Source organism: Bacillus sp. LBA3-1-1.1 (genome assembly GCF_040676495.1).
Lineage (GTDB): Bacteria > Bacillota > Bacilli > Bacillales > Bacillaceae_G > Bacillus_A > Bacillus_A nitratireducens.
Window position 1 is genome coordinate 223,711 of record NZ_JBEGIB010000001.1, and the last position, 25,365, is coordinate 249,075.

The 25,365-nt window shown below is 37.1% G+C and carries 25 protein-coding genes; 23 read left to right on the top strand and 2 right to left on the bottom strand.

Features of this window, described 5'->3' with window-relative positions; all coding sequences use genetic code 11:
• Positions 1-24: 24 nt before the first annotated feature.
• The 9 genes from MRBLBA3_RS01260 (at position 25) to MRBLBA3_RS01300 (ending at position 9,116) form a co-directional block, all read left to right on the top strand.
• Positions 25-1,203, top strand: a complete 1,179-nt coding sequence (locus MRBLBA3_RS01260) for a hypothetical protein (RefSeq protein ID WP_363379561.1) — start codon at positions 25-27, stop codon at positions 1,201-1,203.
• A gap of 208 nt (positions 1,204-1,411) precedes the next feature.
• Positions 1,412-1,777 (top strand): hypothetical protein, encoded by a 366-nt coding sequence (locus MRBLBA3_RS01265; RefSeq protein WP_363379563.1) that lies wholly within the window; start codon positions 1,412-1,414, stop codon positions 1,775-1,777.
• A gap of 218 nt (positions 1,778-1,995) precedes the next feature.
• Complete coding sequence (locus tag MRBLBA3_RS01270) at positions 1,996-2,913, top strand: hypothetical protein (RefSeq protein WP_363379565.1); 918 nt, start codon at positions 1,996-1,998, stop codon at positions 2,911-2,913.
• 2,803 nt (positions 2,914-5,716) lie between these two features.
• Positions 5,717-5,962, top strand: a complete 246-nt coding sequence (locus MRBLBA3_RS01275) for a hypothetical protein (protein WP_363379567.1) — start codon at positions 5,717-5,719, stop codon at positions 5,960-5,962.
• Entirely contained in the window at positions 5,955-6,560 is a 606-nt protein-coding gene (locus MRBLBA3_RS01280; RefSeq protein ID WP_363379569.1) for a terminase, read from the top strand. The genes MRBLBA3_RS01275 and MRBLBA3_RS01280 overlap by 8 nt, the downstream gene beginning before the upstream one ends.
• A 69-nt stretch (positions 6,561-6,629) precedes the next feature.
• Entirely contained in the window at positions 6,630-7,352 is a 723-nt protein-coding gene (locus MRBLBA3_RS01285; protein ID WP_363379571.1) for a hypothetical protein, read from the top strand.
• On the top strand, positions 7,349-7,747 hold the full coding sequence (locus tag MRBLBA3_RS01290; protein WP_363379573.1) for a hypothetical protein: 399 nt from the start codon (positions 7,349-7,351) through the stop codon (positions 7,745-7,747). The genes MRBLBA3_RS01285 and MRBLBA3_RS01290 overlap by 4 nt, the downstream gene beginning before the upstream one ends.
• Before the next feature lie 422 nt (positions 7,748-8,169).
• Entirely contained in the window at positions 8,170-8,292 is a 123-nt protein-coding gene (locus tag MRBLBA3_RS01295; RefSeq protein WP_390829288.1) for a sporulation initiation factor Spo0A C-terminal domain-containing protein, read from the top strand.
• 251 nt (positions 8,293-8,543) lie between these two features.
• Positions 8,544-9,116: a PRK06770 family protein gene (locus tag MRBLBA3_RS01300; RefSeq protein WP_000727129.1), complete on the top strand. Its 573-nt coding sequence runs from the start codon at positions 8,544-8,546 to the stop codon at positions 9,114-9,116.
• A 148-nt stretch (positions 9,117-9,264) separates the two neighbouring features.
• On the opposite strand, the gene MRBLBA3_RS01305 is transcribed toward MRBLBA3_RS01300, so the two are convergent.
• Positions 9,265-9,411, bottom strand: coding sequence for a YycC family protein (locus tag MRBLBA3_RS01305; protein WP_001247671.1), 147 nt, complete (start codon positions 9,409-9,411; stop codon positions 9,265-9,267).
• A 50-nt stretch (positions 9,412-9,461) separates the two neighbouring features.
• On the opposite strand from MRBLBA3_RS01305, the gene MRBLBA3_RS01310 reads away from it, so the two are divergent.
• Positions 9,462-10,190 (top strand): glycerophosphodiester phosphodiesterase, encoded by a 729-nt coding sequence (locus MRBLBA3_RS01310; protein ID WP_000172552.1) that lies wholly within the window; start codon positions 9,462-9,464, stop codon positions 10,188-10,190.
• Between the two features lie 51 nt (positions 10,191-10,241).
• On the opposite strand, the gene MRBLBA3_RS01315 is transcribed toward MRBLBA3_RS01310, so the two are convergent.
• On the bottom strand, positions 10,242-10,475 hold the full coding sequence (locus MRBLBA3_RS01315; RefSeq protein ID WP_001190193.1) for a DUF2627 domain-containing protein: 234 nt from the start codon (positions 10,473-10,475) through the stop codon (positions 10,242-10,244).
• A 137-nt stretch (positions 10,476-10,612) separates the two neighbouring features.
• On the opposite strand from MRBLBA3_RS01315, the gene MRBLBA3_RS01320 reads away from it, so the two are divergent.
• The 13 genes from MRBLBA3_RS01320 (at position 10,613) to MRBLBA3_RS01380 (ending at position 25,333) form a co-directional block, all read left to right on the top strand.
• Positions 10,613-12,685, top strand: a complete 2,073-nt coding sequence (locus MRBLBA3_RS01320) for a sigma 54-interacting transcriptional regulator (RefSeq protein WP_328021278.1) — start codon at positions 10,613-10,615, stop codon at positions 12,683-12,685.
• A gap of 195 nt (positions 12,686-12,880) precedes the next feature.
• The gene (gene yqiS / locus MRBLBA3_RS01325) at positions 12,881-13,780 is read left to right on the top strand and encodes a phosphate butyryltransferase (protein ID WP_044737766.1); all 900 of its coding nucleotides are present in this window, start codon (positions 12,881-12,883) and stop codon (positions 13,778-13,780) included.
• A gap of 35 nt (positions 13,781-13,815) precedes the next feature.
• Positions 13,816-14,916, top strand: coding sequence for a leucine dehydrogenase (locus tag MRBLBA3_RS01330; protein ID WP_000171358.1), 1,101 nt, complete (start codon positions 13,816-13,818; stop codon positions 14,914-14,916).
• Between the two features lie 87 nt (positions 14,917-15,003).
• Complete coding sequence (buk, locus tag MRBLBA3_RS01335; protein ID WP_000056192.1) at positions 15,004-16,107, top strand: butyrate kinase; 1,104 nt, start codon at positions 15,004-15,006, stop codon at positions 16,105-16,107.
• Positions 16,108-16,111: 4 nt separating this feature from the next.
• Positions 16,112-17,533 carry a dihydrolipoyl dehydrogenase gene (gene lpdA, locus MRBLBA3_RS01340; protein ID WP_001051283.1) on the top strand — a complete coding sequence of 474 codons (1,422 nt, stop codon included), beginning with the start codon at positions 16,112-16,114 and terminating at the stop codon, positions 17,531-17,533.
• 27 nt (positions 17,534-17,560) lie between these two features.
• Positions 17,561-18,562, top strand: coding sequence for a 3-methyl-2-oxobutanoate dehydrogenase subunit alpha (gene bfmBAA, locus MRBLBA3_RS01345; protein WP_000852551.1), 1,002 nt, complete (start codon positions 17,561-17,563; stop codon positions 18,560-18,562).
• A gap of 13 nt (positions 18,563-18,575) precedes the next feature.
• On the top strand, positions 18,576-19,559 hold the full coding sequence (bfmBAB, locus tag MRBLBA3_RS01350) for a 3-methyl-2-oxobutanoate dehydrogenase subunit beta (RefSeq protein ID WP_000290070.1): 984 nt from the start codon (positions 18,576-18,578) through the stop codon (positions 19,557-19,559).
• A 15-nt stretch (positions 19,560-19,574) separates the two neighbouring features.
• Positions 19,575-20,891 carry a dihydrolipoamide acetyltransferase family protein gene (locus MRBLBA3_RS01355; RefSeq protein WP_363379579.1) on the top strand — a complete coding sequence of 439 codons (1,317 nt, stop codon included), beginning with the start codon at positions 19,575-19,577 and terminating at the stop codon, positions 20,889-20,891.
• A 340-nt stretch (positions 20,892-21,231) separates the two neighbouring features.
• Positions 21,232-22,410: an FtsW/RodA/SpoVE family cell cycle protein gene (locus tag MRBLBA3_RS01360; RefSeq protein WP_000831206.1), complete on the top strand. Its 1,179-nt coding sequence runs from the start codon at positions 21,232-21,234 to the stop codon at positions 22,408-22,410.
• A 107-nt stretch (positions 22,411-22,517) separates the two neighbouring features.
• Entirely contained in the window at positions 22,518-23,216 is a 699-nt protein-coding gene (locus tag MRBLBA3_RS01365; RefSeq protein ID WP_000546914.1) for a DUF421 domain-containing protein, read from the top strand.
• 70 nt (positions 23,217-23,286) lie between these two features.
• Complete coding sequence (locus MRBLBA3_RS01370) at positions 23,287-23,745, top strand: NUDIX hydrolase (RefSeq protein WP_000542547.1); 459 nt, start codon at positions 23,287-23,289, stop codon at positions 23,743-23,745.
• A gap of 143 nt (positions 23,746-23,888) precedes the next feature.
• A complete protein-coding gene (locus MRBLBA3_RS01375) occupies positions 23,889-24,302 on the top strand; it encodes a BrxA/BrxB family bacilliredoxin (RefSeq protein WP_002015097.1) in 414 nt (137 codons plus the stop codon).
• Between the two features lie 248 nt (positions 24,303-24,550).
• Positions 24,551-25,333 carry a transporter substrate-binding domain-containing protein gene (locus tag MRBLBA3_RS01380; RefSeq protein ID WP_000735477.1) on the top strand — a complete coding sequence of 261 codons (783 nt, stop codon included), beginning with the start codon at positions 24,551-24,553 and terminating at the stop codon, positions 25,331-25,333.
• Positions 25,334-25,365 lie beyond the last annotated feature (32 nt).

Here is a 25,365-nt window from a genome sequence, read left to right on the forward strand (position 1 = left end):
TTTTAATACGGAGGTTTTGGGAGTATGGAGGAAAAAGAGAGCCGTGAAGTGACTGATGGGGATGGAGAACAGCTAGAAGAAATTGAATTGAAGGAAACTAAAAAACAAGAAGTGTTAGATGATATAAAAGAGGACGCTGAGAATGATGAGCAAGAAAAGGCGGATACTTTAATAGAAGTTATGATTAGGGCTAATGAAATACAACCTGACTTTATGAGAGAAATTTTAGCTGAAAGAGAACGGGTTGTACAGGTAATGTCTCCTATAGTGCAACAAATAACAAATCAGATGCAGCAGATGATCTCGCCAATAGCAAACCAAATAGCAACTCAGGTGCATGCACTAAGTGATGTCTTTGATTCAATTGGAGCGATTAGTCAAAGCATACAAGACACCTTAAATACTTTTGATTATTATGATAAATTGTCTAATTTGAGAGAGTTAGCTCAAAGACATGAAGAGGCAACATTAAAATTCAAAACAATTATGGTAGAATTAGGTTTTCCTCCTCATGATTTTATGCCAATTAATATTACAGGGCGTATTATTCAATTATATGAGGAAAAAGGCATCGAATACACAAGGATATTTCTTGAGCGCTATATGTGTATGTTTGTTTATAATAAAGACACATTAACTGAGATGCATAACTCTTGGCAACAGACAGAATGGCTAGAAAAGCGATTGCCCATTATAAGCACCGTCATTGAAGGGCATTTGAATGGTTATTATATGTTGACTGTACCCGCTATGCTTGCTCAAATTGAAGGGGTTTTAGTAGAAGGAATACTCAAACTTGAGGCAGTATCCCCTGACGAGCGAATTAACTTTAACCATCAAAAGAGTTTTCTAGGACAATTCTTATTGGGGAATAAGAGTTCATTTTCTTTTGATGAGCAGATTGAGGAGTTTTACTTAAACACTGTATTGGTGAATTTTGATAGAGGGAAAGAAGTTGAATCTGATCTAAGTCGTCATGCTATCTTACATGGTGAAGATGTGAACTATGGGACAAAGGTTAATTCTTTAAAAGGTATTCTAATTTTTGATTATCTTTTTGATAAATTGAATGAGGCTTATAAGGATATTGAAGAAAGTAAGTTAGAGGTTAAACGGCAAAAAGAAATAGCTCAAAGTAAAAAGAGAGCCCGTAATGCTTCGGGGAAAAAACCAAAAGGGCATCGTAAAACAGGTAACAACTAAGTAAATTCTACTTAGTTGTTTTTTTGTTCAAATAACTATTTAAATGTGTCATTAGAGTTGTGTATTCTCCCTAAATAAGCGTTTCATGTGGAATAAACGAGGTTTTGTTATATAGGTGGACATTCCAGTGCTGTTCCTTGATGTGAGTTAAAAAGATAGAATGGAATTATAAGATGTATAAAATTCTCTTGGGAAGGGGAACGTCACAATGCAGAAAAATAGCGAGTTATACAAGCAGTTGCGATTATCGGGGTATTCGAGAAATATTAAACAGCATACTTTGGAATCATATTTTGATTTTGTTTCGGGCGAAGAAGATATAAAGTGTTTGGGGTTGCATCTTGAAATTGTCCGTAGGATTCAAAAGAAATATAAACATAACGATGAAATGATGGTAACGATAATAGATTATGTATTAATTGTATCGAAAGGAGTATTGTATTGTAGATACATAGAGTATATTGCCTGTATGGTGATAGGAGAGGGGATTGATACAATAGTTGATCTTTTGAAGTATTTATATAATGAGAAACCACTATGGCAAGAGATCGAAAGAGGATTGGCGACTAAGTAATTATGAATGCTTAGTCGTCTTTCGTTTTCTGTTCATCATCCTTCGATTGTACAAAAAGAACGGTTGTGTGTACCTCTGAAGGGTGAGAACAACTATGCAAGAATTTGCGCACTTTTGCAAGGTATTTAACTGTCAAAACTATTGAAAAGTGAGCTGATATGCGATATCATGTGCAGACCTCAGAAGTGAGGAAAATATTACTAGAAAGGAAGACTAATATGGAATTAAATATTATAAGTTCCTATGAAAGTGGACAAGAAAGAGTTGTATATCATAAAGTAGATGAAGCAAAGTATCAGGCGTTTAAAAGACTAGCTTCAGAGCTTGGGATGACATTCTCAAATAAGGGAGCGGAGAAGAAACAACACGATAGCCGAGATAAGACGAAGGGCATCAGTCTTCATGAACAAGGATATGACTTAAGACATTGGAGTATTCAACTAGCTACAGGACACCTACAATTGGAAAACGTACCTTTAGAGGTTAAAGGACTTGTGCTTGCTCTTAGTAGTCTGATGAAACCTAAAGCGAAGGGGAAGCTATCAGGTAGTAACCGAGAAGGGTTATCTATAAAGGGGATTTCCGACAAACTTAATTGCAATATCAAAACATTGCGACCTCTATTACAGGATGCCGAATTATACGGAATGATTCAGCTTGAAAAGGTGGGCAAAGAAAGTCATTGTTTTCTAGAAAGTGAGTTTTATCAATGTGGAAGATCTAAAGAAGCTGATGACTTCATAAAAGTATTTCAAGCTAAAATGCTAGAAATTGTCCAGAGCAAGAAACTTAACTTTACAGAATTGGGCATCTTATCCGTTCTACTCAATCACATGCACTATGAGAGTCATATCATTTGTGAAGACCCTACAAGCCCTCTCTACAGTGAAATGAAAGTGTGGCGACCTCAGAACATTGCTGATAAGTTATTGGTGGACATACAAGCGGTACGGCGTACACTTCGAAAGTTTAATCAACAAGGAATCACTGTAGAAATGAAAGCTTACGGGATCAAAACAATTATTCTAAATCCTGAGATGTTTTCTAGACAGAAACTCAAGATTGATATGGACAAACTAAAAGAGGTCGCCAATCGAGAGAAAGGCAACCTCACACGTAAGAATTATTTCAAATAAGCGTTCTAAAAGTCACCGTCTCCTCCTACAGTTTCGGTGGCTTTTTCTTTATAGATTAATTCTAACACGTTCATATTTTGGTGTCCATTCCAAAAAACGTTCATATTTTGGTATCTATTAAACATATACGTTCATATTTTGGTATCTATTGAAAGTAGCTCAATCCTTTGGGAGAGTAAGGTGTAAGTCGATTTTTAACGTAAAATTCCTTATTAGTTATTCTGTTAAGGTTTTTCTTGAAAGATTAGCCGTTAAATTTAATGATTAATCTCAAAGTAAATGCCTAGCTTTAAAGTAATGAGATTGCTACGCTCCCTCAGATACATTCTGCTACGCTACATGGTATCCGTCAATCAATATTCATTCATCAATGAACGGATATACTCATAGTAATAATAGATACGGTAGTGTGAACGTTAGTGAACACAGGGCTTTGCCCTAAGCTACAAGATAGACATGACTGACAACAGTCAAGATAATCGCCTAAGCTATACTTACATGTCTACAACTATATAGATAAATCTAACAATTAGAATATACTGTAATGGTATCTCTAAATAGTACGAGTCATGGAAGTGGATTATCTCCAAAGGAAATCTCCAAGGGGAGTGTCGCTGTCCGAAAGGAATATAACTCCCTATTAAGAGTATCTCGGCTATGCCTAAGAGAATCTGACGTTGTCAAAGAATGAATCTGATTTCGTCAAAGATAAATCCCTCTCAAGTGGGGAAATACATACGGGAAATACCTTGTGAAGCAATTCCTTTATACAGGATTCTATACAAGATTTTCTCTAAAGTGACCATACCTCTCCAAAGTAAACCCCTATGAAATCAATGATGTATAAAATCATGCATAATCACCTCAAAAGTAACCTCTAAAATAATCACTCGGAAGTAAATAAGGGAGCGCTCAAAGGCGTGGTTGTCACGCTTAGTAAAAAGTACTACTGATAATAAGTATTATGTAGAATACAAGTGATATACATCACAATCTTTTGCACATACTAAAGTAGGTCAATCTTTCTCAGATGATAAGCCTGCCTCTACATCATCCCAGATTACCGTAGACGGAAGTATATGCTACATCTACCTCTAAAGTATAGCCCATCATAGCCACCCTTAAATGCTACCCTAAAGTACCACCCTTTACAGCTAGATCATATAGCTATGCTTACACGCTACCTCTACAGCTACCCTACATAGTCTACCTACATATCTACACCACTACTAAGGATACTACTGAGGACACTGTGAGAGAGCACAGAGAGTACAGTACACTGTAGATACCACGCAATACTGTGAATGAGTACCATCACCGAGATACATACACCAGAGGATACACACAGAGGACTGTGAGAGAGTAGCTTATGAGGGAGTGCATCACACAATGAGTGAGACACACATGAGAGAGAGTGGCACAACACACGATGCAACAACACAACAAAGAGTCGATGAGTGAATAAGAAAAGAAAAAGAAAAAGAAAAAGAAAGAACCGAATGAGAAAGAGAGAAGACGGAAGAGAAGATGAACAGATGATACAACCTCCTGAGCTATCTACTCACCGATACAACTTACAAAGAGAAACGACACGAGGGCATGGCACCCTGGGGGCATCAAAGAAAAGGTGAATTGCTCTCAGGGAAGCAACCTACAGAGTATGCCTAATGAGTTCAGGCTCACAAGGGAAAATATCCGCCTACGTGTTTCAGACTTCAGAGTGTTCATACTTTGGAGTATTTCAATTCCTACCAAGCCAATCAACAATGAGGATATAACAAATTCGAATGACTAGTGAACGCACAATGGGGTCACTTAAGAGCTATACATATACTATTAAGATTTAAACCCCTGTGTCTACACTTCGTTACGACACTTTCATCCGTTAATCATACATACGTCATATAGAGAAAGGACAGTATGTATGATAGTGAATACAGAGTCTTTCAGACTCCCTTTAGAGAATACAATCTAAATAGAAATTCAATACAACGGAGCTGATCTTGAAAGAGAATAAATCTCTTATGAGCCAATCTAGATTTTGTAACATAAATGTAACACAAAACAGTATTAAATAAGTGTATAATAGAGAGTTATACTATTGACTTTTGGGTGTCATTTGTGATAGACTAAGAGTATAGGGAAATTCCCTAAATAAATCGTCAAGGTCATTCTAGACGAGGCATTTCTCACTATCTTCCTTGTATGATTTCTTCCGCATAGTAAATGTACATGAGAGATTATCCTTTCTTTTAATTTGGTTTTACATTTCAGATTTAGAATCTCGGATTTAAACGTTTACCTCTGACATGATTAATTTTCCCCACGAATGTGGAGTCCTACTTAACTTGAGAGGTTGTTCATTTCGGTGGACAAACTCTTGAGGTGAGTTGACTTGTAAGCATTCAACCTCCTGAGTGCTTACATCCAGTTCATCTCTCCTTTCACATAGATTACAACACGCATTCTTTTCTACATGTGATTTCTTTTACGTTATTTCTACATTGATTTCATTTACAGTTCAATGCTATTCATTTAGCAACCCCCTGTCCTTAGTTGATGAGCGACGGAAACTCATCTCCTAAGATAAGCCGTCAATGATTCTCTCGTGTTCCATCATTACATGGGAGCTTGGCGGTTTATCTTATGAATTAAATGACTCTTTTAAGACTACACTCCATATTTCCCCCGAAAGGAAGGGTTTCCCCTTATGAAACTAAATGTAAAACTCCCCAACGTAGACAAGCGGTGCCAACGAGAATTGAAATACTTATTGTTCGCGCATATCTTCGGTGATATCTCCATGAAAGGTTTATGTCACTCAGCAGGGATTCAGCCGAGACAACTTTATAGAGCTTGGAATGGTGAATGCTCATATAGGAGCCAGCAATCAGTGGCTCTTACTTTGATAGCAAACTTACCATATGAGGTGTCAGACGAGCTTATCTCCAAAGCGAATGATTTGCTTGATGGAATCGCTGATAGTTTATTAGAAATCTTTAAAGAGGATACAGAGAATTATAAAGAGGACGGTGAAATCTATGAGTAAGCGCATAGATGACTACGTTCAGCCGTATGAAAATAAAGACATTCAGATTATTACTCGTTCAGCTAGCGAACACGACAACCAACGAGAAGGCATGATTACTATTCCAATTGAGTTAACCACTAGAGTTCCCATTAAAGCACAAAACTTCCTAGCTAACCTCCTTAAGACAAATCTCAATGTATCTCAAGCAGCGGAAATGATTGGCATGTCCGAAGGTTGGGGCAGAAAGCAAATGAATAAGCCCGAATGCAGGGCATACTTTACAGCATTGCAAAATAGAGAAAGCTTCTATGACGTAATGAGTTATAACGAGGTGCTCGCCACTCTAAGCGCTATCGGTAGAGCCACTCCTGAGCAGAATGATGAGATGCTAAATGTAAAGACGGGTGAGGTTCATGAGCTTAAAGTTCCATCTAATACGAGAGTGAAAGCTTTAGAGACTTTAGCGAAACACCACAAGATTCTCTTCAATGGTCCAAATGAGATTACTCACAATGCAAATCAAGTCATTGTTGTTGATATCTCGGAAACTGATGCGGAATTGATTGCTTCAAGGGAAAGAAGCTCAGATGTGATTGATGTAGAAATCACGGAATAGAGCGGATGCTCAATCTAAATTAGCAGAATCAAGTACACAAAAAAACCAAAAGAAAAGGATGATTATATTATGACAAATCAATTAGAAAACTTCTTAAGCTCAAATGTTGGGAAACGTATGATGAAACTAGCACAAGCCGAAGAGAAAGCCTTTCAAGATGGAATCGCAGGTATTCAGTTTCAGATTGATACAGTTAAGGAAGATATGAATTTCAACCGTCGAGGAGTTTCGCCCAACTCACAACGTTTAGTATCACTTGACGGTAATCTAGCTTTAGTGACAAGTGGCACAAACTCTGAAGTAACTGATGTAACGGTAATCAACAACGACAACTTTAAAGATTTAGATGCCTCAATTGTAGGAGCTATCAAGAACAATCACGGAGTTGTATTCCAGAAGTTGAAACATGGAGCCTATGAGCTAAACACTTCTAATAGGTACTTTGAACTATTAGATACGGCTGAAAATGGTGCGGACATTGACGTATTAACAGGACTAGCTGAAGCTCCTCAGAGTGACAATCCTTATAAAGCAGGATTCGATAAGGAAGCTTGGAAGCATTACGCTACAGCAGAGGATAGAGCATCAATGGTACCTTCAGGAGTTCGCAACCATATGAAGAATCGCTCAGAGGAAACATATGTGGAACTATCTAAGAAGCTATTTGCTCTAGAGGATCAACTACAAGCAAGCATCAACTCAAATGAGATTGCACCATATGTAGAAGTGGTAACTGGTGTGGATGCTCTTGCTAACTTAGGACAAGCTTCAGAGGGAGATTCAGCCGAATGATTACCGTAAATAACAATGATAATAACAACGTAAATGAATTACTCTTCCCTGTACAATCAACTGAAGGCTATAACTTTATAGTTCCTCAATATGAATACCTCAAATTGAAACCTTCCATTAATTCTTCAAAGACATTCTCAGAGCTTCTATTCTACAGAGATATAATCCTATCAGATCGAAAACGGATGAGCCGAGAACTTAAAAGAGGGTACAAGCCTTTAAGGGTTCTAGAGGAGAATGATTTACTCCTATGGTTTGTACGCAAGGAACTCTTTAAAGAGACTGTAGCAGTTGATATCCGAGAGCGAATTGATTTCACTTATGAAGATAGATTAATTCTTGCAGGTGTCATGGATGAGCAAACAAATAAAATACTCTCAAAAGGTCTCCAGTAATGGAGGCTTTTTTTATAGACAAAGTCAAATTGCATTTAAATAGGAAGAAACATGATTAAGTAAATTAATCCCGCAAAAGGGGTTGTAATGGTTTGCGAAATACAATATTGATATCTTATAAAGTAAATATACTAAGCCTTCAAAGGAAAGCGGATCAGGAAGATGTGTAGCGACCCTTGAAGCTAGTGGCACACCCGATCATCCCTCATCCTCCTTTTGGTTTATATTATGAATTCTAACAGTTAAAGAAGAAAGAGAATTTGAGGAAGTCTTAAGAGAGTGCTTTGTGTGAAAATTTGAAACATATAAGTATTGACTCATTAGTAATAGGGAGTTAAACTGTTTTTAACGGGTAGAGAAAGCTAACCTATAAAGTATAAAGTTGTAAGCTGATAAACTACTGAAAGAACGGAAAAGATAAATTGCTTGAAAACGTTAATGTAACAATGCCTTATACAGTATCCATGTCAAAAGCAAAACCTACGAATTCTGAGTTTATCGCAATGGTTGCGGATAAGCTAATACTTGAACATAAGGCTAGTTGAGAGTAGTATATTCAAAATAAATTTTTTTTATAAAAGATCAAGGAGTTTAAAACACTCGTTGATCTTTTATTTTGTTATAAGAATAATATTGAAGTCGTATTTCATAAGAAATATGATTATGACACATTCAAAGGTGATTTATTGATTTATATGGAAAATAAAACATATATTTAGTAAAATTATCTATAAAGGGATATTTCTTGATATAGAATTTGTTAAGGAACAAACTAGAAATATTTGGGGGTATTTATATGAAAAAGAAAATTTTAATTTGGATTGGATGTGCAATAGGCTTAGTCGGGCTTACTGCTGGTATAACTTTTGGAATGTTGGAACTTGCAGATAATCCGGCGGAAAAACAAGCTAGTGCTGAAATAGATACAAGCGAATATAAAACAGTTCCAAAAGAAAAAGAAGCGCAGTTTGGTGAGATTGGTGGTGCAAGTGCGAAACTCCAAATTACAAAAGATTCTACTGAAGAAGAAGTAGTTAAAGCGATGCACAGTATGACCCACCAAAAAGTAATAGCTGAGCAAAAATGGGGAGCAATCCCGATGTCTAAAGAGAATGCTGAAAAAGTAAGAAGTATCTTAAATGAGAGTGCTTTTGAAACGAAAGAAGAACTTTTAGCGATTGCTGAAAGATGGATAAACAAAGATTTTAGTAAAGTTGTGGACGATCATAACTACTTTTGGAAACTGCAAGGTGGTAATATCGGAAAAGCGATAGGAGTTATGGACTCGCTAGAAGAGCAAACTTTTTCTTTAAACAATTTTGGAGATGTAGTAACAGGTGAATTACATAAATCTGGAGACCTTCAATAGATTGGTGGAACTTAAAATTGCAATTTGTGGAAAAAGGCTTCTCTATAGAGGCTTTTTATTTTGTTGTTCCATGCATTCATAATTTTAGTGGGTAAGTTATCCATGATATAATAGATGATAATAAAAAGCCCTGCAAAACAGGACTATATTATTCTTCGTCTTTATTTTGTTTTTCTAATTCAACTAACTTTTGGATTAAAATATGCTGTGGCATATGCATAAGTTGTTCAAGTGGAACACCTAACGCTTTTGATAGGCGGACTGCAGTGTCTGGAGAAATTTGTAATGGTCTCATAGAAGTACCTCCTTTTTCGTATAGTATAGCATAAGATTGGGGGAGTGAGGATGACTCTTATATTTGCACATCGTGGTGCAGCGGGAACATATCCGGAAAATACAATGATTTCATTTGAAGCGGCGGAGGCTTTCGGAGCAGATGGAATTGAACTCGATGTTCAATTCACGAAAGACGGAAAAGTTGTCGTCATTCATGATGAAACGGTGGATCGGACAACAAATGGAAAAGGTGCGGTTCGAAATTATTTATATGAAGATTTATGTAAGTTGGATGCGAGTTATAAATTCGGTGACAAAGTAGGTTTTTGCAAAATACCTCTTCTAGAAGAGGTGTTAGAATGGCTCGCAAAAACGACATTGCTACTCAATATTGAACTGAAAAATAATAAAATCCCATACAGAGGTTTAGAAGAAGAGGTTATAACACTTGTACGTAAGTTTAGTCTAGAGGATCGGATTGTATTTTCTTCTTTTAATCACTACAGTATGAAGCGATGTCATATGATGGCTCCTGATATTCAAACAGCTATTTTATATCGTGAAGGTTTGCATAGCCCGTGGGCATATGCAAAAAAGATGGGTGCTACTGCAGTACATCCGAATTATCGTTATCTTCAAGATGCTATCGCTGAATTAACGATGGAAAGTGGTGTGGAGGTTCGTCCTTACACGATAAATGAAGAAACGCTTATGCGTAAATATTTTGATATGAATATATCAGCGATTATTACTGATTATCCTGAAACAGCAAGAACTTTATTACCGATAAAAAAATGAGACCTAATATAATGGTCTCATTTTTTATTTATGATATGTGAAAACTTTGTTTTATCTTCTGAAGCGTGCTTGTACTTTATTTCTCTTACGATCTCTGTGTAAGACGAAGCCGCCGAAGATATAAAACCCGAGTGCGAAGCAAAGAGCGCCGATTAAAAATTGTAACCATAATATAGGGATTGGGGAGAACAAAATCCCAAATACAGTATCTCTCATTAGTTTAATACCAAGCACGGCTAATGAAATGGGGATGAGTGCTAATAATAGAGCGAGGTAACGCTGCATACATAACGCTCCTTTTCAGATTATTTTGTTTATTTTAATGATGTTATATGGAATGGGGGTTTGTCAAGAGGTTGCTGAACGAGTAAGATAAGAATGTGAAAAATTTTGCAGAGATACTTCGAGAGGAAGTGTAATGTATGAAACAAAAAGTGTTAATTGTTGGAGCGGGTGAAGGTGGGAGTACACTGCTGAGTCTGTTGCAAAATTCGAATATATTTCAAATTATAGGGGTTATTGATATTAATCCAATTGCGAAAGGATTACAAATCGCAAAGGAATATGGGGTTCCGATTGGTGATAGTGTAACTCCGTTTCTTTCTATGCATATTGATGTAATGTTTGATATGACAGGTGATTATGATTTACATAAAGTGTTATTGGGAAGTAAGCATAAAGATACTCTTCTTATACCAGGGGATATTGCGAAAATTGTTACGAGATTAGCGCATGAGAAGGAAGGTTTGATCGGACAGCTAGAGGAACAAACGCAACAAGGGAATTTAATTTTAAATTCAACGCATGACGGTATGATTGTTATAGACCAAGAGGGACAAGTTCGTCTGTTTAATAAAAGTGCAGAGCGTATTATCGGATATAAGAAAGAAGAGGCGATAGGAAAATATATTTTAGAAGTTATTCCAACGAGTAAGTTGCTTCGTATTATACGCACGAAAAAAATAGAAGTGAATCATGAACTGACGTTAGAGAATGAGAAAAAGATTATTACAACGCGTATTCCGATATTAAAAGAAGGCGGAGAGGTTCAAGGGGCATTTGCGATTTTTAAAGATATTACAGAAGTTGTAGATTTAGCGGAAGAAGTTACAGACTTAAAAGAAATTCAAACGCTACTTGAGGCGATTATTAACTCATCTGAGGAAGCGATTTCGGTTGTTGATGAGAAAGGAAGAGGACTAGTTATAAACCCTGCTTATACGAAGTTAACGGGTTTGACGGAAGAAGATATTCTTGGGCAGCCAGCTACAACTGATATTGTAGAAGGTGAAAGTATGCATATGAAAGTACTTCGGACGCGCCGAGCAGTACGAGGGATACATATGAAGATTGGGCAAAAAAAGCGAGATGTAATTGTAAACGTAGCGCCGGTTATTGTTGATGGAATATTGAAAGGAAGCGTCGGGGTAATTCGCGACGTATCAGAAATTCAAAAGTTAACAAATGAATTGAATAGGGCAAGACAAATTATTCGAACGTTAGAAGCGAAATATTCATTTGATGATATTGTTGGCGATTCAGATGAAACGACGGCAGCTATTGAACAAGCAAAACTTGGAGCGAATACACCAGCAACGGTATTACTTAGAGGGGAATCAGGTACAGGGAAAGAGTTGTTTGCACACGCAATTCATAATGGTAGTAATCGAAAATACAATAAGTTCGTCCGAGTAAACTGTGCTGCTATTTCCGAGACGTTATTAGAAAGTGAATTATTCGGTTATGAGGAAGGTGCGTTTTCTGGAGCGAAAAGAGGCGGGAAACGAGGGTTCTTTGAAGAAGCGAATAATGGAAGTATTTTTTTAGATGAAATCGGAGAGTTGTCTGCAAATACGCAAGCGAAGCTTCTTCGTGTACTACAAGAAAAAGAAATTGTGAAAGTAGGGGGAACGAAAGCGATACCTATTAATGTTCGAGTGATCGCTGCGACGCATGTGAATTTAGAAAAAGCTATTTTAGAAGGAAAGTTCAGAGAGGACTTATATTATCGTTTAAATAAAATCCCGATTCAAATTCCTTCCCTTCGTCAGCGTAAAGGAGACATACCAGCGATTGCAGAAAGGTTAATTCAAAAAATTAATCAAGATTATGGTCGTAATGTAGAAGGACTCACTAATTCAGCCATTTCGTATTTACAATCATATGAATGGCCAGGAAATGTTAGGGAACTTGAAAATATTTTAGGACGAGCCATTATCTTTATGAATTATAACGAGATATATATTGACGTACATCATTTACCGCCTTTACATAAAGAAGAACAAGTAGAGACGAAACAAAATAATTTATTACCTGAATTAGAAGAGAAGGCACTTGAACACCTAGTGACAGAATTTGAGGGGAATATTATCCGTGAATATTTAGATAAATTTGATGGGAACAAAACGAAGACTGCAAAAGCGTTAGGAATTTCAGTTCGAAACTTATATTACAAGCTAGAAAAGTACGACTGTGCAAAAAATAGCATGCAATAAATTGCGTACCGTGCAATTTATTGCATGGTATACAAAAAGCGACAAAACAAGACAGAATATTGCGTTGTTTTCCAAAGTATTGATTTTACTGCATTTTGAATGCGTTTTCATTATTGGTAAGACCACTTTGAAAAGTTGGCACGGTATTTGCTTTATAAATAAACGAGGGACGACGGAAAGGGTTGATTACAAAATATGAAGTTAGAACACTTAATTGATCAAGCAGCAGGACAGCCTAAAAAAACTGTAGCTGTAGCAGTAGCTGAAGATCATGAAGTAATTGAAGCTGTAGCGAAAGCGATTAAATTACAGCTAGCTCAATTTCGTCTATATGGAAATCAAGAAAAAATAATGGGGATGCTACAAGAGCATGGATTACAAACTTCAGAACACATTGAAGTGATCGCAGCAGCGTCAAATGCTGAGGCTGCAGAGCTTTCTGTTAAATCTGTGAGAAACGGTGAAGCAGACGTGCTTATGAAGGGCAACATCCCGACAGCAAATATTTTAAAGGCTGTGTTAAATAAAGAGTGGGGGTTACGTAAAGGTAGCGTACTTTCACATGTAGCAGCATTTGAAGTTCCAAATTACGATCGTCTTATTTTCGTTACAGATGCAGCGATGAACATCGCGCCTGATGTAACACAAAAAGCTGCCATTATACAAAATACTGTAGAAGTTGCCCGGGCAATAGGAATAGATTTGCCGAAGGTAGCGCCAATTGCAGCGGTAGAGGTTGTTAATCCTGCGATGCAAGCGACAATTGATGCAGCGATGTTAACTCAAATGAATCGCCGCGGACAAATTAAAAATTGTGTCGTTGATGGACCACTTGCTTTAGATAATGCAGTATCACAAATTGCAGCAGAACATAAAGGCATAGTAAGTGATGTTGCAGGTAAGGCAGACATTTTACTCGTCCCAACGATTGAAGCTGGAAATGTGCTATATAAATCACTCGTATACTTTGCAGATGCAAAAGTAGGAGCTATGATTGCTGGCGCTAAAGCACCGATTGTTTTAACATCACGTGCTGATTCAGCAGAAACAAAAGTATATTCATTAGCATTGGCAGTTGCGACTGCTTCAAAATAAACCAAATAGGGTAAAACAATTAGGGGGAAACGACAATGACATTAGAAATCTTCGAATACTTAGAAAAATATGATTATGAGCAAGTGGTATTTTGTCAAGATAAAGAATCTGGTTTAAAAGCAATCATTGCAATCCATGATACAACACTTGGACCAGCTCTTGGTGGAACAAGAATGTGGACATATGATTCTGAAGAAGCGGCGATTGAAGATGCATTGCGTCTTGCAAAAGGGATGACATACAAAAATGCAGCAGCTGGTTTAAACTTAGGTGGTGCAAAAACAGTAATTATCGGTGATCCACGTAAAGATAAAAGCGAAGCGATGTTCCGTGCATTAGGACGCTACATTCAAGGACTAAACGGACGTTACATTACAGCTGAAGATGTTGGTACAACAGTAGATGATATGGATATTATCCATGAAGAAACTGACTTTGTAACAGGTATTTCACCTTCATTCGGTTCTTCTGGTAACCCATCTCCAGTAACTGCATACGGTGTTTATCGTGGTATGAAGGCAGCTGCAAAAGAAGCGTTCGGTACAGATAACCTAGAAGGAAAAGTAATTGCCGTTCAAGGTGTTGGTAACGTAGCATATCACCTATGCAAACATTTACACGCTGAAGGAGCAAAATTAATCGTAACAGATATTAATAAAGAAGCTGTACAACGTGCAGTAGAAGAATTCGGTGCATCAGCAGTTGAGCCAAATGAAATTTACGGTGTTGAATGTGATATTTATGCACCATGTGCATTAGGCGCAACAGTTAACGATGAAACTATTCCACAACTTAAAGCAAAAGTAATCGCAGGTTCTGCAAATAACCAATTAAAAGAAAATCGTCACGGCGACCTCATTCATGAAATGGGTATTGTATACGCACCAGACTATGTTATTAATGCAGGTGGCGTAATTAACGTAGCAGACGAATTATATGGATACAATAGAGAACGTGCACTAAAACGTGTTGAGTCTATCTATGACACAATTGCAAAAGTAATCGAAATTTCAAAACGCGATGGCATAGCAACTTATGTAGCAGCAGATCGTCTAGCTGAAGAGCGCATTGCAAGCTTGAAAAACTCTCGTAGCACATACCTACGCAACGGTCACGACATTATTAGCCGTCGCTAATCATTCATATATAACTTTTACAAAAGGTGTGGTTACCTCTTATGAGGTTTCCACTTCCTTTTGAATTTATTAGTGGAGGTAGCAACAGTGTCTTTAAATCGAATTCTTGTTATTAATCCGGGTAGTACATCCACAAAAATTGGTGTTTTTGATAATGAAAGACCTGTTTTAGAAGAAACTATTCGTCATGACGAAGAACAAATTGGAAAATATAAACGAATTATCGATCAATATGAGTTTCGTAAAGAAACGATTTTAGAAGTTCTACATTCTCACGGTATTAACATTTCAAAATTGAACGCTGTTTGTGGACGTGGTGGATTACTTCGTCCAATCGAAGGCGGTACGTATACAGTAAACGATTCAATGTTAGAAGATTTAAAAAAAGGATTTAGCGGTCATCACGCTTCAAATCTTGGAGGCATTTTGGCTTATGAAATTGCTTCTGGATTAAACATTCCGGCATTCATTGTGGACCCTGTCGTTGTAGATGAAATGGATCCGATTGCTCGTATTAGCGGTATTGCTGGTATGGAACGTAAAAGTATTTTCCATGCATTAAACCAAAAAGCAGTTGCTCGTAAAGTGGCTGAACAATTAAATCACAAATATGAGGATTTAAATTTATTAGTTACACATATGGGCGGAGGCATTACAGTTGGTGCTCATAAAAAAGGAAAAGTTATCGATGTTAACAATGGCTTAAACGGAGAAGGACCATTTAGTCCAGAACGTGCTGGTACAGTACCAGTAGGACAACTAGTTGAAATGTGTTTCTCTGGTGAGTATTACCGAGACGAAATGGTTAAAAAACTTGTCGGACAAGGTGGACTTGTAAGTCTTATCGGTACAAACGATGCAATTAAAGTAGAACAAATGGTTGAAAAAGGTGATCCTGAAGCAACGCTTATTTATAAAGCAATGGCATATCAAGTTGCAAAAGAAATTGGCGGAGCTAGTGCTGTACTTCACGGGAAAATCGATGCAATCGTATTAACTGGTGGACTTGCATACAGTAAAATTCTTGTCGATGAAATAAAAGAACGAGTAGATTGGATTGCAGATGTTATCGTGCATCCAGGAGAAGATGAATTACAAGCATTAGCAGAAGGGGCACTTCGTGTATTACGTGAAGAAGAAGCTCCAAAAGAATATGTTGTACGTGAAAAAGAAACGGTAGCTAGGGGTTGAGATAATGGCAAAAGAATATGATTTAGTCATCGTTGGCGGCGGTACTGGTGGATATGTTGCTGCTATTCGTGCATCACAACTAGGTTTAAAAACTGCACTTGTTGAAAAAGAAAATCTTGGTGGTACTTGTTTACACAAAGGATGTATTCCTAGTAAAGCTCTTTTACGTAGTGCGGAAGTATACGCAACTGCTAAAAAAGGAGAAGAGTTTGGGGTTATTGCAAGTAATGTAGAACTAAACTTTGCTAAAGTACAAGAGCGTAAAGAGAAGATTGTAACGCAGCTTCATAAAGGCGTTCAACACTTAATGAAACAAGGTAAAATTGATGTGTTTGAAGGTATTGGCCGTATTCTTGGCCCATCTATTTTCTCTCCGATGCCAGGGACAATTTCAGTTGAACTTGCAAGTGGAGAAGAAAATGAAATGTTAATTCCGAAAAATGTACTTGTTGCTACAGGTTCTCGTCCAAATTCATTACCAGGATTAGAGTTAGACGGAGAGTATGTAATGTCTTCAGATCATGCTTTAAAAATGGAAACGCTTCCTAGTTCGATCATTATTGTTGGTGGCGGTGTAATTGGTATTGAGTGGGCATCTATGCTTGCTGACTTCGGTGTAGAAGTTACTGTATTAGAATATGCGAAAAACATATTACCACTAGAAGATAATGACGTTTCAAAAGAAATGCAACGTCTATTCAAGAAAAAAGGTATTAAAGTGGTAACTGGTGCAAAAGTATTACCAGAAACATTGGTAAAAGATAATGGAGTAACAATTCAAGCTGAACATAACGGTGAGAACAAAGCATTTAAAGCAGAAAAAATGCTTGTATCTGTAGGAAGACAAGCAAATACGCAAAATATGGGCTTAGAGAACACAGATATTGTTGTGGAAAAAGGATACATTCAAACAAATGAGTTTTATCAAACGAAGGAATCTCATATTTACGCAATTGGAGATGTAATCGGTGGCTTACAACTTGCTCACGTTGCTTCTCATGAAGGAATTGTAGCAGTAGAACATATCGCTGGTAAAGAAGTTACACCAATTGATTATTCTATGGTATCAAAATGCGTATATAGCAGTCCAGAAGTTGCTTCTGTAGGCTTAACAGAACAAGAAGCGAAAGAAAAAGGCTATAAGTTAAAAGTAGGTAAGTTCTCATTCCGTGCAATCGGAAAGGCGCTTGTATACGGAGAATCAGATGGATTTGTAAAACTTGTAGTTGATGAAGAAACAAATGACATTCTTGGTGTTCATATGATTGGACCACATGTAACAGATATGATTTCTGAAGCTGGTCTTGCAAGAGTACTTGATGCAACACCTTGGGAAGTAGCACATACAATTCATCCGCATCCATCATTATCTGAGGCGATTGGTGAAGCTGCACTTGCTGTAGATGGAAAAGCGTTACACGCATAAAAATGTGGATTTAGGAGGTTATGAAAAATGGCAGAAGTAAAAGAAAAGCGCCATGAAGAGCTTGGCTTAAGTGATGAGCAAGTATTAGAAATGTTCCGTACGATGTTACTTGCACGTAAAATCGACGAACGTATGTGGTTATTAAACCGTGCAGGTAAAATTCCATTCGTAATTTCTTGTCAAGGACAAGAGGCTGCACAAGTTGGAGCAGCATTCGCTCTTGATAGAGAGAAAGATTATGCATTACCATACTACCGTGATATGGGTGTTGTACTAGCGTTTGGCATGACAGCTAAAGAGCTTATGTTGTCTGCTTTCGCGAAAGCTGGGGATCCAAACTCTGGTGGTCGTCAAATGCCTGGTCACTTCGGTCAAAAGAAAAATCGTATTGTGACAGGATCATCTCCAGTAACAACGCAAGTACCACATGCAGTTGGTATTGCATTAGCTGGAAAAATGGAAAAGAAAGATTTAGTAACGTTTGTTACATTTGGAGAAGGTTCTTCAAACCAAGGTGACTTCCATGAAGGGGCAAACTTTGCTGGTGTACACAAACTACCTGTTATTTTCATGTGTGAAAATAATAAATACGCAATCTCTATTCCAGTTGAAAAACAATTAGCATGTAAAAACGTATCAGATCGTGCAATTGGTTACGGTATGCCTGGGTATACAATAGACGGAAACGATCCGCTTGCAGTATATAAAGCTGTAAAAGAAGCAGCAGACCGCGGCCGACGTGGTGAAGGCCCAACTTTAATTGAAACAGTATCATATCGTTTAACAGCACATTCTAGTGACGATGATGATCGTGTTTATCGTGATAAAGAAGAAGTAGAAGAAGCAAAGAAAAAAGATTCAATTATAACATTTGCAGCTTATTTAAAAGAAGCAGGCGTGTTAACTGAGGAATCTGAAAAACAAATGTTAGACGAAATTATGCATATCGTAAACGAAGCAACAGAATATGCAGAAAATGCTCCGTATGCAGCACCTGAAGATGCATTGAAGCACGTATACGCAGAATAGGGGGGAACGTTTCATGGCTGTAATGTCTTATATTGATGCTATTACATTAGCAATGCGCGAAGAAATGGAACGCGATGAGAAAGTATTCGTTTTAGGAGAAGATGTTGGTAAAAAAGGTGGCGTATTTAAAGCGACACACGGATTATATGATCAATTTGGTGAAGATCGTGCGCTTGATGCACCGCTTGCAGAATCTGCAATCGCTGGTGTAGCAATTGGTGCAGCAATGTATGGTATGCGTCCAATCGCTGAAATGCAGTTTGCTGATTTCATCATGCCAGCAGTAAACCAAATTGTTTCTGAGGCAGCAAAAATTCGTTATCGTTCTAATAATGATTGGACTTGTCCAGTTACAATTCGTGCGCCATTTGGTGGGGGTGTTCACGGTGCGTTGTATCATTCACAATCTGTAGAAGCGATGTTTGCAAACCAACCAGGTTTAAAAATTGTTATCCCTTCTACACCATATGATGCGAAAGGCTTATTAAAAGCTGCAATTCGTGATGAAGATCCAGTATTATTCTTTGAGCATAAACGTGCATACCGCTTAATTAAAGGTGAAGTGCCAGAAGATGATTACGTATTACCAATTGGAAAAGCAGATGTAAAACGTGAAGGTGATGATATTACTGTTATCACATACGGATTATGTGTTCATTTTGCTCTTCAAGCAGCTGAAAAGTTAGCACAAGATGGTATCTCTGCACACATTCTTGATTTACGTACTGTATATCCATTAGATAAAGAAGCAATCATTGAAGCAGCTTCTAAAACAGGTAAAGTTCTTCTTGTAACAGAAGACAATAAAGAAGGAAGTATTATAAGTGAAGTGGCAGCAATTATTGCTGAAAATTGTCTGTTTGATTTAGATGCACCAATTGCACGTCTTGCAGGCCCAGACGTTCCGGCAATGCCATATGCACCAACAATGGAAAAATTCTTTATGGTAAATCCAGATAAAGTTGAAAAAGCAATGCGTGAACTTGCGGAATTTTAATCGGGGGGACTATACATGGCTGTAGAAAATATTACAATGCCTCAGCTCGGGGAGAGCGTTACAGAGGGCACAATTAGTAAATGGCTCGTTAATGTTGGCGATCACGTAAATAAGTATGATCCGCTTGCAGAAGTAATGACTGATAAAGTAAATGCTGAAGTACCATCTTCTTTCACTGGTATTGTGAAAGAGTTAATCGCTGGTGAAGGTGATACGTTAGCTGTAGGTGAAGTAGTTTGTGTTATTCAAGTAGAAGGCGCAGATGAAGTAGCAGCAACAGCTGTTGAGGAAAAAACAAAAGAAGAACCAAAGGTAGAAGTAGCTACGCCTGAAAAGGCACCGAAAGCAAGACAACCAACTGATGGAAAACCACGTTTTTCACCAGCTGTGTTAAAACTTGCGGGTGAGCATAACGTTGATTTAGATCTAGTAGAAGGTACGGGAGCAAATGGCCGTATCACTCGTAAAGATATTTTAAAACTAGTGGAATCTGGAAATATTCCGCAAGCTGGTGCGAAAAAAGAGGAAGCGGTAGCAGCAGTAGTAGAAGCGCGTCCAGAAGCACCAAAAGCAGCGCCAGTAGCACAAAAAGTAGAAGCTGCGAAACCAGTTTCTGTACCAACAATGCCTGGCGATATCGAAATTCCAGTAACAGGTGTGCGTAAAGCAATTGCAGCGAATATGTTACGTAGTAAACATGAAGCGCCACATGCTTGGATGATGATTGAAGTAGATGTGACAAACCTTGTGTCATATCGTAATTCAATTAAAGGTGATTTCAAAAAGCGCGAAGGTTTTAACTTAACGTTCTTTGCTTTCTTCGTAAAAGCAGTAGCACAAGCGTTAAAAGAATATCCTCAAATCAATTCAATGTGGGCTGGCGATAAGATCGTTCAGAAGAAAGATATTAACCTTTCTATCGCTGTTGCAACAGAGGACGAACTGTTTGTACCAGTAATTAAACACGCGGACGAGAAGACGATTAAAGGTATCGCTCGTGAAATTACAGAGCTTGCAGGAAAAGTACGTACGAAATCGTTAAAAGCGGACGAAATGCAAGGCGGAACATTTACAATTAATAACACAGGATCATTCGGTTCTGTTCAATCTATGGGTATTATTAATTACCCACAAGCGGCTATTTTACAAGTTGAATCAATTGTAAAACGCCCAGTAATTATGGATAATGGTATGTTCGGTGCTCGCGACATGGTTAACTTATGTTTATCACTTGATCACCGTGTACTAGATGGCTTAATTTGTGGTAAGTTCTTAGGACGTGTAAAAGAAATTTTAGAAAATACGTCAGAAAACAATACATCTGTATATTAATAAAAAGCTCGCTTATGCGAGCTTTTTATCATCTTATTTCTTCATCTGCATCCTACTATATGTACAAAACTTTTCCCAGTAATCTTACAATGAATGATTATGTATTAGGAATTTACGAAAATACATTGCTGATATATGGTATATAGATATAAAATAAGAAAAGAATAATTTTTTTGGCAAATCTTACTGATGAAACTGTAGTATAATATATTGTATTGTATGAAAAAGAGAGTTATTCTATATAAGTGTTTTATAGATAATGTGTAATCAGTCGTCAAAACATGAAGAATGTTGACTCCTGGTTTTTTATTTTGCTGTAACAATGTTTCAGGAGGATGTCATGAAAAGAAGTACCGAGTTTCTAAGAAGTTTAGATGTAAAATTAATTTTAATTCTGTGTGCACTATGTGTTACGAGTATAGCTGCTATATATAGCAGTCAGCAAACTGGACAGTATGGAGAGGCAAACTTTGCTATGAAGCAGGGAGTTAACTACATAATTGGGGTTGTATTGTTACTTCTTGTTGCTAGCATCGACTTAGATCAGTTGCAAAAATTGTCTTGGCCGCTTTATATTGCTGGGTTTGCTTCACTTATTCTTTTGAAAATATTACCACCATCAGGTTTCACACCTGAAAAATTAGGGGCAAAAAGGTGGTTTGTTTTTCCAGTAGCTGGACAAATTCAACCATCTGAATTTTTTAAGATTGCATTGCTTCTCGTAGTAGCAAGTATAGCAGTGAAGCACAATGCACAGTATATGGCAAGGACATTCCAAACGGATTTAAAATTAGTAGGTAAAATTATGCTAGTATCACTTCCGCCTATGGCTGTTGTATATAGCCAACCGGATACAGGTATGGTGTTCTTATATGCTGCTGCCATTGCATGTATTTTATTTATGTCAGGTATTCAGAAGAAATTGATAGCGTTATGTACAGTTATTCCGGTTACCATATTATCCGCGTTAATATTTATTTACGTAAGGTATGAGGATTTCTTCTTTAATAATTTAGTTACTTTACTAAAACCTCACCAACAGTCGCGTATTGTAGGTTGGTTAAATCCATTTGAAAATGCAGATCAAGGTTATCAAACGCAGCAATCGATTTTAGCTGTAGGTAGTGGAGGTATGGAAGGGAAAGGGTTTGGCGAAGGGAACGTCTATATCCCGGAGAAACATACTGACTTTATTTTCGCTACAATTGCCGAAGAAGGTGGATTTATAGTAGCAGCGTTAGTCGTGTTCTTGTTCCTATTACTACTATATCGAACAATTATTATCGGTTATTCTGCTGATAATTTATTTGGTACATTATTATGTGCTGGATCAATAGGAATACTAACGGTTCAAATATTCCAAAATATTGGTATGATTGTTGGATTAATGCCTGTAAAAGGTATCGCATTACCTTTCTTATCGTATGGGGGAAGTTCCTTATTCTCGAATATGATTATGATGGGGCTTATATTATCGGTACGGAAAACGTATAAAAAATATATGTTTTCAGTTAAGTAAAAAAAGCTGGTTCGTTAAAAAACGAATCAGCTTTTTTACATATATGCCCTTAAACGTTGCAAACTAAGACAGAATTGTAGTTTGCGACGTTTAAGGAGTGCAAAGTTATGCATATTTTTGAAGGAGCACGGCATCTTTCTAATGGCGAATGGGTTATCCGAGCGATTATAGCTTATATATTTTTAATTCTTGTTGCGAAAGCGATGGGGCAAAGGTCCATTGCGCAACTAAGATTTTTAGACGTTGTATTAGTGCTATTATTAGGGGGGAATATTTCTAACGCATTATCTGATGAAAAGGTTGGATTACTCGGTTCAATGATTACAACGTTCATACTCGTTGTATTACATATTGTAAGCTCTGTTTTAATGTTGAAATGGGATAGATGGAGACGCTTTTTAGAGCCAGCACCTATTATTCTTATACACAATGGTTCCATTGATTTTAGCAATTTGAAAAAAGCGAGAATTACGGTGGAATATTTATTTTCGGAACTTCGCATGCGAAATGTGAGCGATATTCAAACGATTAAATTAGCATTATGGGAAGCGAGCGGTGTTGTTTCTCTATTTCAGTATCCAGAATATGAAGCAGTTTCGCGGCTTGATCTTAAAGTGGCGGGAAAAAAATCTCCAGTTTCTTTTGTATTAGTAAAGGATGGGAGGATTCAGCAAGATGTTCTTGCTTTATTAGGAAAAACAGAAGAGTGGGCGAGAAAATTTCTAGAGGAGAGTACAGAAGTCGAATCTATTATGTTAGCTACAGTAGATGAAGCACATAAAATAAATATTTTGTTAAAAAAATGAAAAATATACGCATTTTGTCGTTTCATACATATGATACAATAGTGTGGACAACGAAAAAGGAGGCGATACGATGGGATATGTAGAAGAATTACGAAAAATAGTTGGTCATCGCCCTTTAATTTTAGTTGGTGCTGTTGTACTCGTTATAAATGAAAATGGATATGTATTATTACAGCAACGAACAGAGCCGTACGGAAAATGGGGGCTGCCTGGCGGGCTCATGGAACTTAGTGAATCACCAGAAGAAACAGCTTACCGCGAAGTATATGAAGAGACAGGGATAGAAGTGAAGAACTTACGATTAATTAATGTATTTTCTGGAGCGAACTATTTTACAAAATTAGCAAACGGTGATGAATTTCAATCTGTAACGACAGCTTATTATACCGATGAATATGAAGGGGACTTTGTTATGAATAAAGAAGAAGCGGTTCAGCTTAAATTCTTCCCAGTAACAGAACTACCTGACTATATTGTAGGATCGCATAAAAAAATGATTGGTGAATATATGAAGATTATGGAAAAGTGACAAAAAGGTGTTAGAGCAGGACTCTAACACCTTTTCTATGCCTAAATACAAGTAAACTTACTTGTATTTCATAAACATTAACTGGTAAGATACAAATAGGTAGTTTTAGAGGAGGGAAAAGATTGATTAATTTTAACTTTTTTATGAATGATGTTGTCCGCCAAGCGCGTGAAGAGATTGTCTCTGCTGGATATACAGAATTGACGACGCCGGAAGCAGTAGAAGAAGCATTTAAAAGAAATGGAACAACACTTGTAATGGTAAACTCTGTATGTGGTTGTGCAGGTGGCATTGCTCGCCCTGCTGCTGCACATTCCGTACATTATGATAAACGTCCTAACCACCTTGTAACGGTATTTGCGGGGCAAGATAAAGAAGCAACAGCAAGAGCTCGTGAATATTTTGAAGGGTATCCACCTTCATCTCCATCATTTGCTTTATTGAAAGATGGAAAAATTGTAACGATGGTAGAACGTCATGAAATTGAAGGACATGAACCAATGCAAGTAATTGCAAAACTACAATCTTACTTCGAAGACAATTGCGAAGAACTATAAGGAAGAGAAAAAGCGGTACGTTCACGAACAAGTGGACGTACCGCTTTTTTATTTAGTTTTTATAATGATTAGACATGCATAGGATTGTTATTTTATGCATGTTTTTATGCAGCTAAAACGAACTTAATAATGTTTTTGTGTTTATTTTTATTTTAAATGTTGCATAAAAATAAAAGTGCTGATACAATACAAACATCGAATAAATATTCTATTAAACTTTTAAATATACATTATTAGGGGGAAGAAATATGAAGAAGTTATTATCAATATCATTTGCACTTATTTTAATCGTAAGTATGTTCAGTGCTTGTAGTAATGGGGAAGAAAAGTCGGCGGATAGCAAAAATAAAAAAGTACTCGTTATGGGGACTTCAGCAGACTATAAACCGTATGAATACGTGGAAGCTTCAAAAAGTGATGAAATTATCGGTTTTGATGTTGATATTGCCAAATATATCGGAAAAGAACTTGGATACGAAGTGAAAGTGAAAGACATGGATTTTGGCGGATTATTAGCATCTCTTAATTCAGGAAAAGTTGATTTCGTTATGGCGGGAATGACGCCAACTGCAGATCGTAAAAATAATGCTGATTTCACAGATATATATTTTGTTGCAAAAAATATGATTGTTTCAAAAAAGGGCTCTAATATTAAATCGTTAGAAGATTTAAAAGGGAAAAAAGTAGGGGTACAAACAGGGTCAATTCAAGAAGAAAAGGCAAAAGAATTTCAGAAACAAGTCGATTTCAAAGCTGAGGGACGTGACCGTATACCAGAAATCGTACAAGAAATTAAAGCTGGTCGTTTTGACGCTGCAATTATAGAAGACACGGTTGCAAAAAATTATTTAGAAAAAATGAAAGAACTACAAGGAATTGAAATTCAAGAAGCACCAGAAGAAGTAGGTGCAGCGATTGCTCTTCCAAAAAATAGTGATAAAACAGAAGAATTTAATAAAGTAATTAAGAAAATGCAAGAAAATGGAGAAATGGATAAATTAGTGAAGAAATGGTTTGGCAGCGGAAAATAAGCTGCCTTTCACTTTTCTGTGAGGGGAATGAA

Bases quoted from the DNA above. Each gene is read 5' to 3' on its own strand.
- bfmBAA (WP_000852551.1), top strand. From the start codon at position 17,561: ATGGCAGAAGTAAAAGAAAAGCGCCATGAAGAGCTTGGCTTAAGTGAT.
- MRBLBA3_RS01280 (WP_363379569.1), top strand. From the start codon at position 5,955: ATGAGTAAGCGCATAGATGACTACGTTCAGCCGTATGAAAATAAAGAC.
- MRBLBA3_RS01310 (WP_000172552.1), top strand. From the start codon at position 9,462: ATGACTCTTATATTTGCACATCGTGGTGCAGCGGGAACATATCCGGAA.
- MRBLBA3_RS01355 (WP_363379579.1), top strand. From the start codon at position 19,575: ATGGCTGTAGAAAATATTACAATGCCTCAGCTCGGGGAGAGCGTTACA.
- MRBLBA3_RS01305 (WP_001247671.1), bottom strand. From the start codon at position 9,411: ATGAGACCATTACAAATTTCTCCAGACACTGCAGTCCGCCTATCAAAA.
- MRBLBA3_RS01365 (WP_000546914.1), top strand. From the start codon at position 22,518: ATGCATATTTTTGAAGGAGCACGGCATCTTTCTAATGGCGAATGGGTT.
- MRBLBA3_RS01300 (WP_000727129.1), top strand. From the start codon at position 8,544: ATGAAAAAGAAAATTTTAATTTGGATTGGATGTGCAATAGGCTTAGTC.
- yqiS (WP_044737766.1), top strand. From the start codon at position 12,881: ATGAAGTTAGAACACTTAATTGATCAAGCAGCAGGACAGCCTAAAAAA.
- MRBLBA3_RS01265 (WP_363379563.1), top strand. From the start codon at position 1,412: ATGCAGAAAAATAGCGAGTTATACAAGCAGTTGCGATTATCGGGGTAT.
- MRBLBA3_RS01315 (WP_001190193.1), bottom strand. From the start codon at position 10,475: ATGCAGCGTTACCTCGCTCTATTATTAGCACTCATCCCCATTTCATTA.
- MRBLBA3_RS01375 (WP_002015097.1), top strand. From the start codon at position 23,889: ATGAATGATGTTGTCCGCCAAGCGCGTGAAGAGATTGTCTCTGCTGGA.
- bfmBAB (WP_000290070.1), top strand. From the start codon at position 18,576: ATGGCTGTAATGTCTTATATTGATGCTATTACATTAGCAATGCGCGAA.
- MRBLBA3_RS01290 (WP_363379573.1), top strand. From the start codon at position 7,349: ATGATTACCGTAAATAACAATGATAATAACAACGTAAATGAATTACTC.
- MRBLBA3_RS01360 (WP_000831206.1), top strand. From the start codon at position 21,232: ATGAAAAGAAGTACCGAGTTTCTAAGAAGTTTAGATGTAAAATTAATT.
- MRBLBA3_RS01285 (WP_363379571.1), top strand. From the start codon at position 6,630: ATGACAAATCAATTAGAAAACTTCTTAAGCTCAAATGTTGGGAAACGT.
- MRBLBA3_RS01260 (WP_363379561.1), top strand. From the start codon at position 25: ATGGAGGAAAAAGAGAGCCGTGAAGTGACTGATGGGGATGGAGAACAG.
- MRBLBA3_RS01275 (WP_363379567.1), top strand. From the start codon at position 5,717: ATGAAAGGTTTATGTCACTCAGCAGGGATTCAGCCGAGACAACTTTAT.
- lpdA (WP_001051283.1), top strand. From the start codon at position 16,112: ATGGCAAAAGAATATGATTTAGTCATCGTTGGCGGCGGTACTGGTGGA.
- MRBLBA3_RS01370 (WP_000542547.1), top strand. From the start codon at position 23,287: ATGGGATATGTAGAAGAATTACGAAAAATAGTTGGTCATCGCCCTTTA.
- MRBLBA3_RS01320 (WP_328021278.1), top strand. From the start codon at position 10,613: ATGAAACAAAAAGTGTTAATTGTTGGAGCGGGTGAAGGTGGGAGTACA.
- MRBLBA3_RS01270 (WP_363379565.1), top strand. From the start codon at position 1,996: ATGGAATTAAATATTATAAGTTCCTATGAAAGTGGACAAGAAAGAGTT.
- MRBLBA3_RS01330 (WP_000171358.1), top strand. From the start codon at position 13,816: ATGACATTAGAAATCTTCGAATACTTAGAAAAATATGATTATGAGCAA.
- MRBLBA3_RS01380 (WP_000735477.1), top strand. From the start codon at position 24,551: ATGAAGAAGTTATTATCAATATCATTTGCACTTATTTTAATCGTAAGT.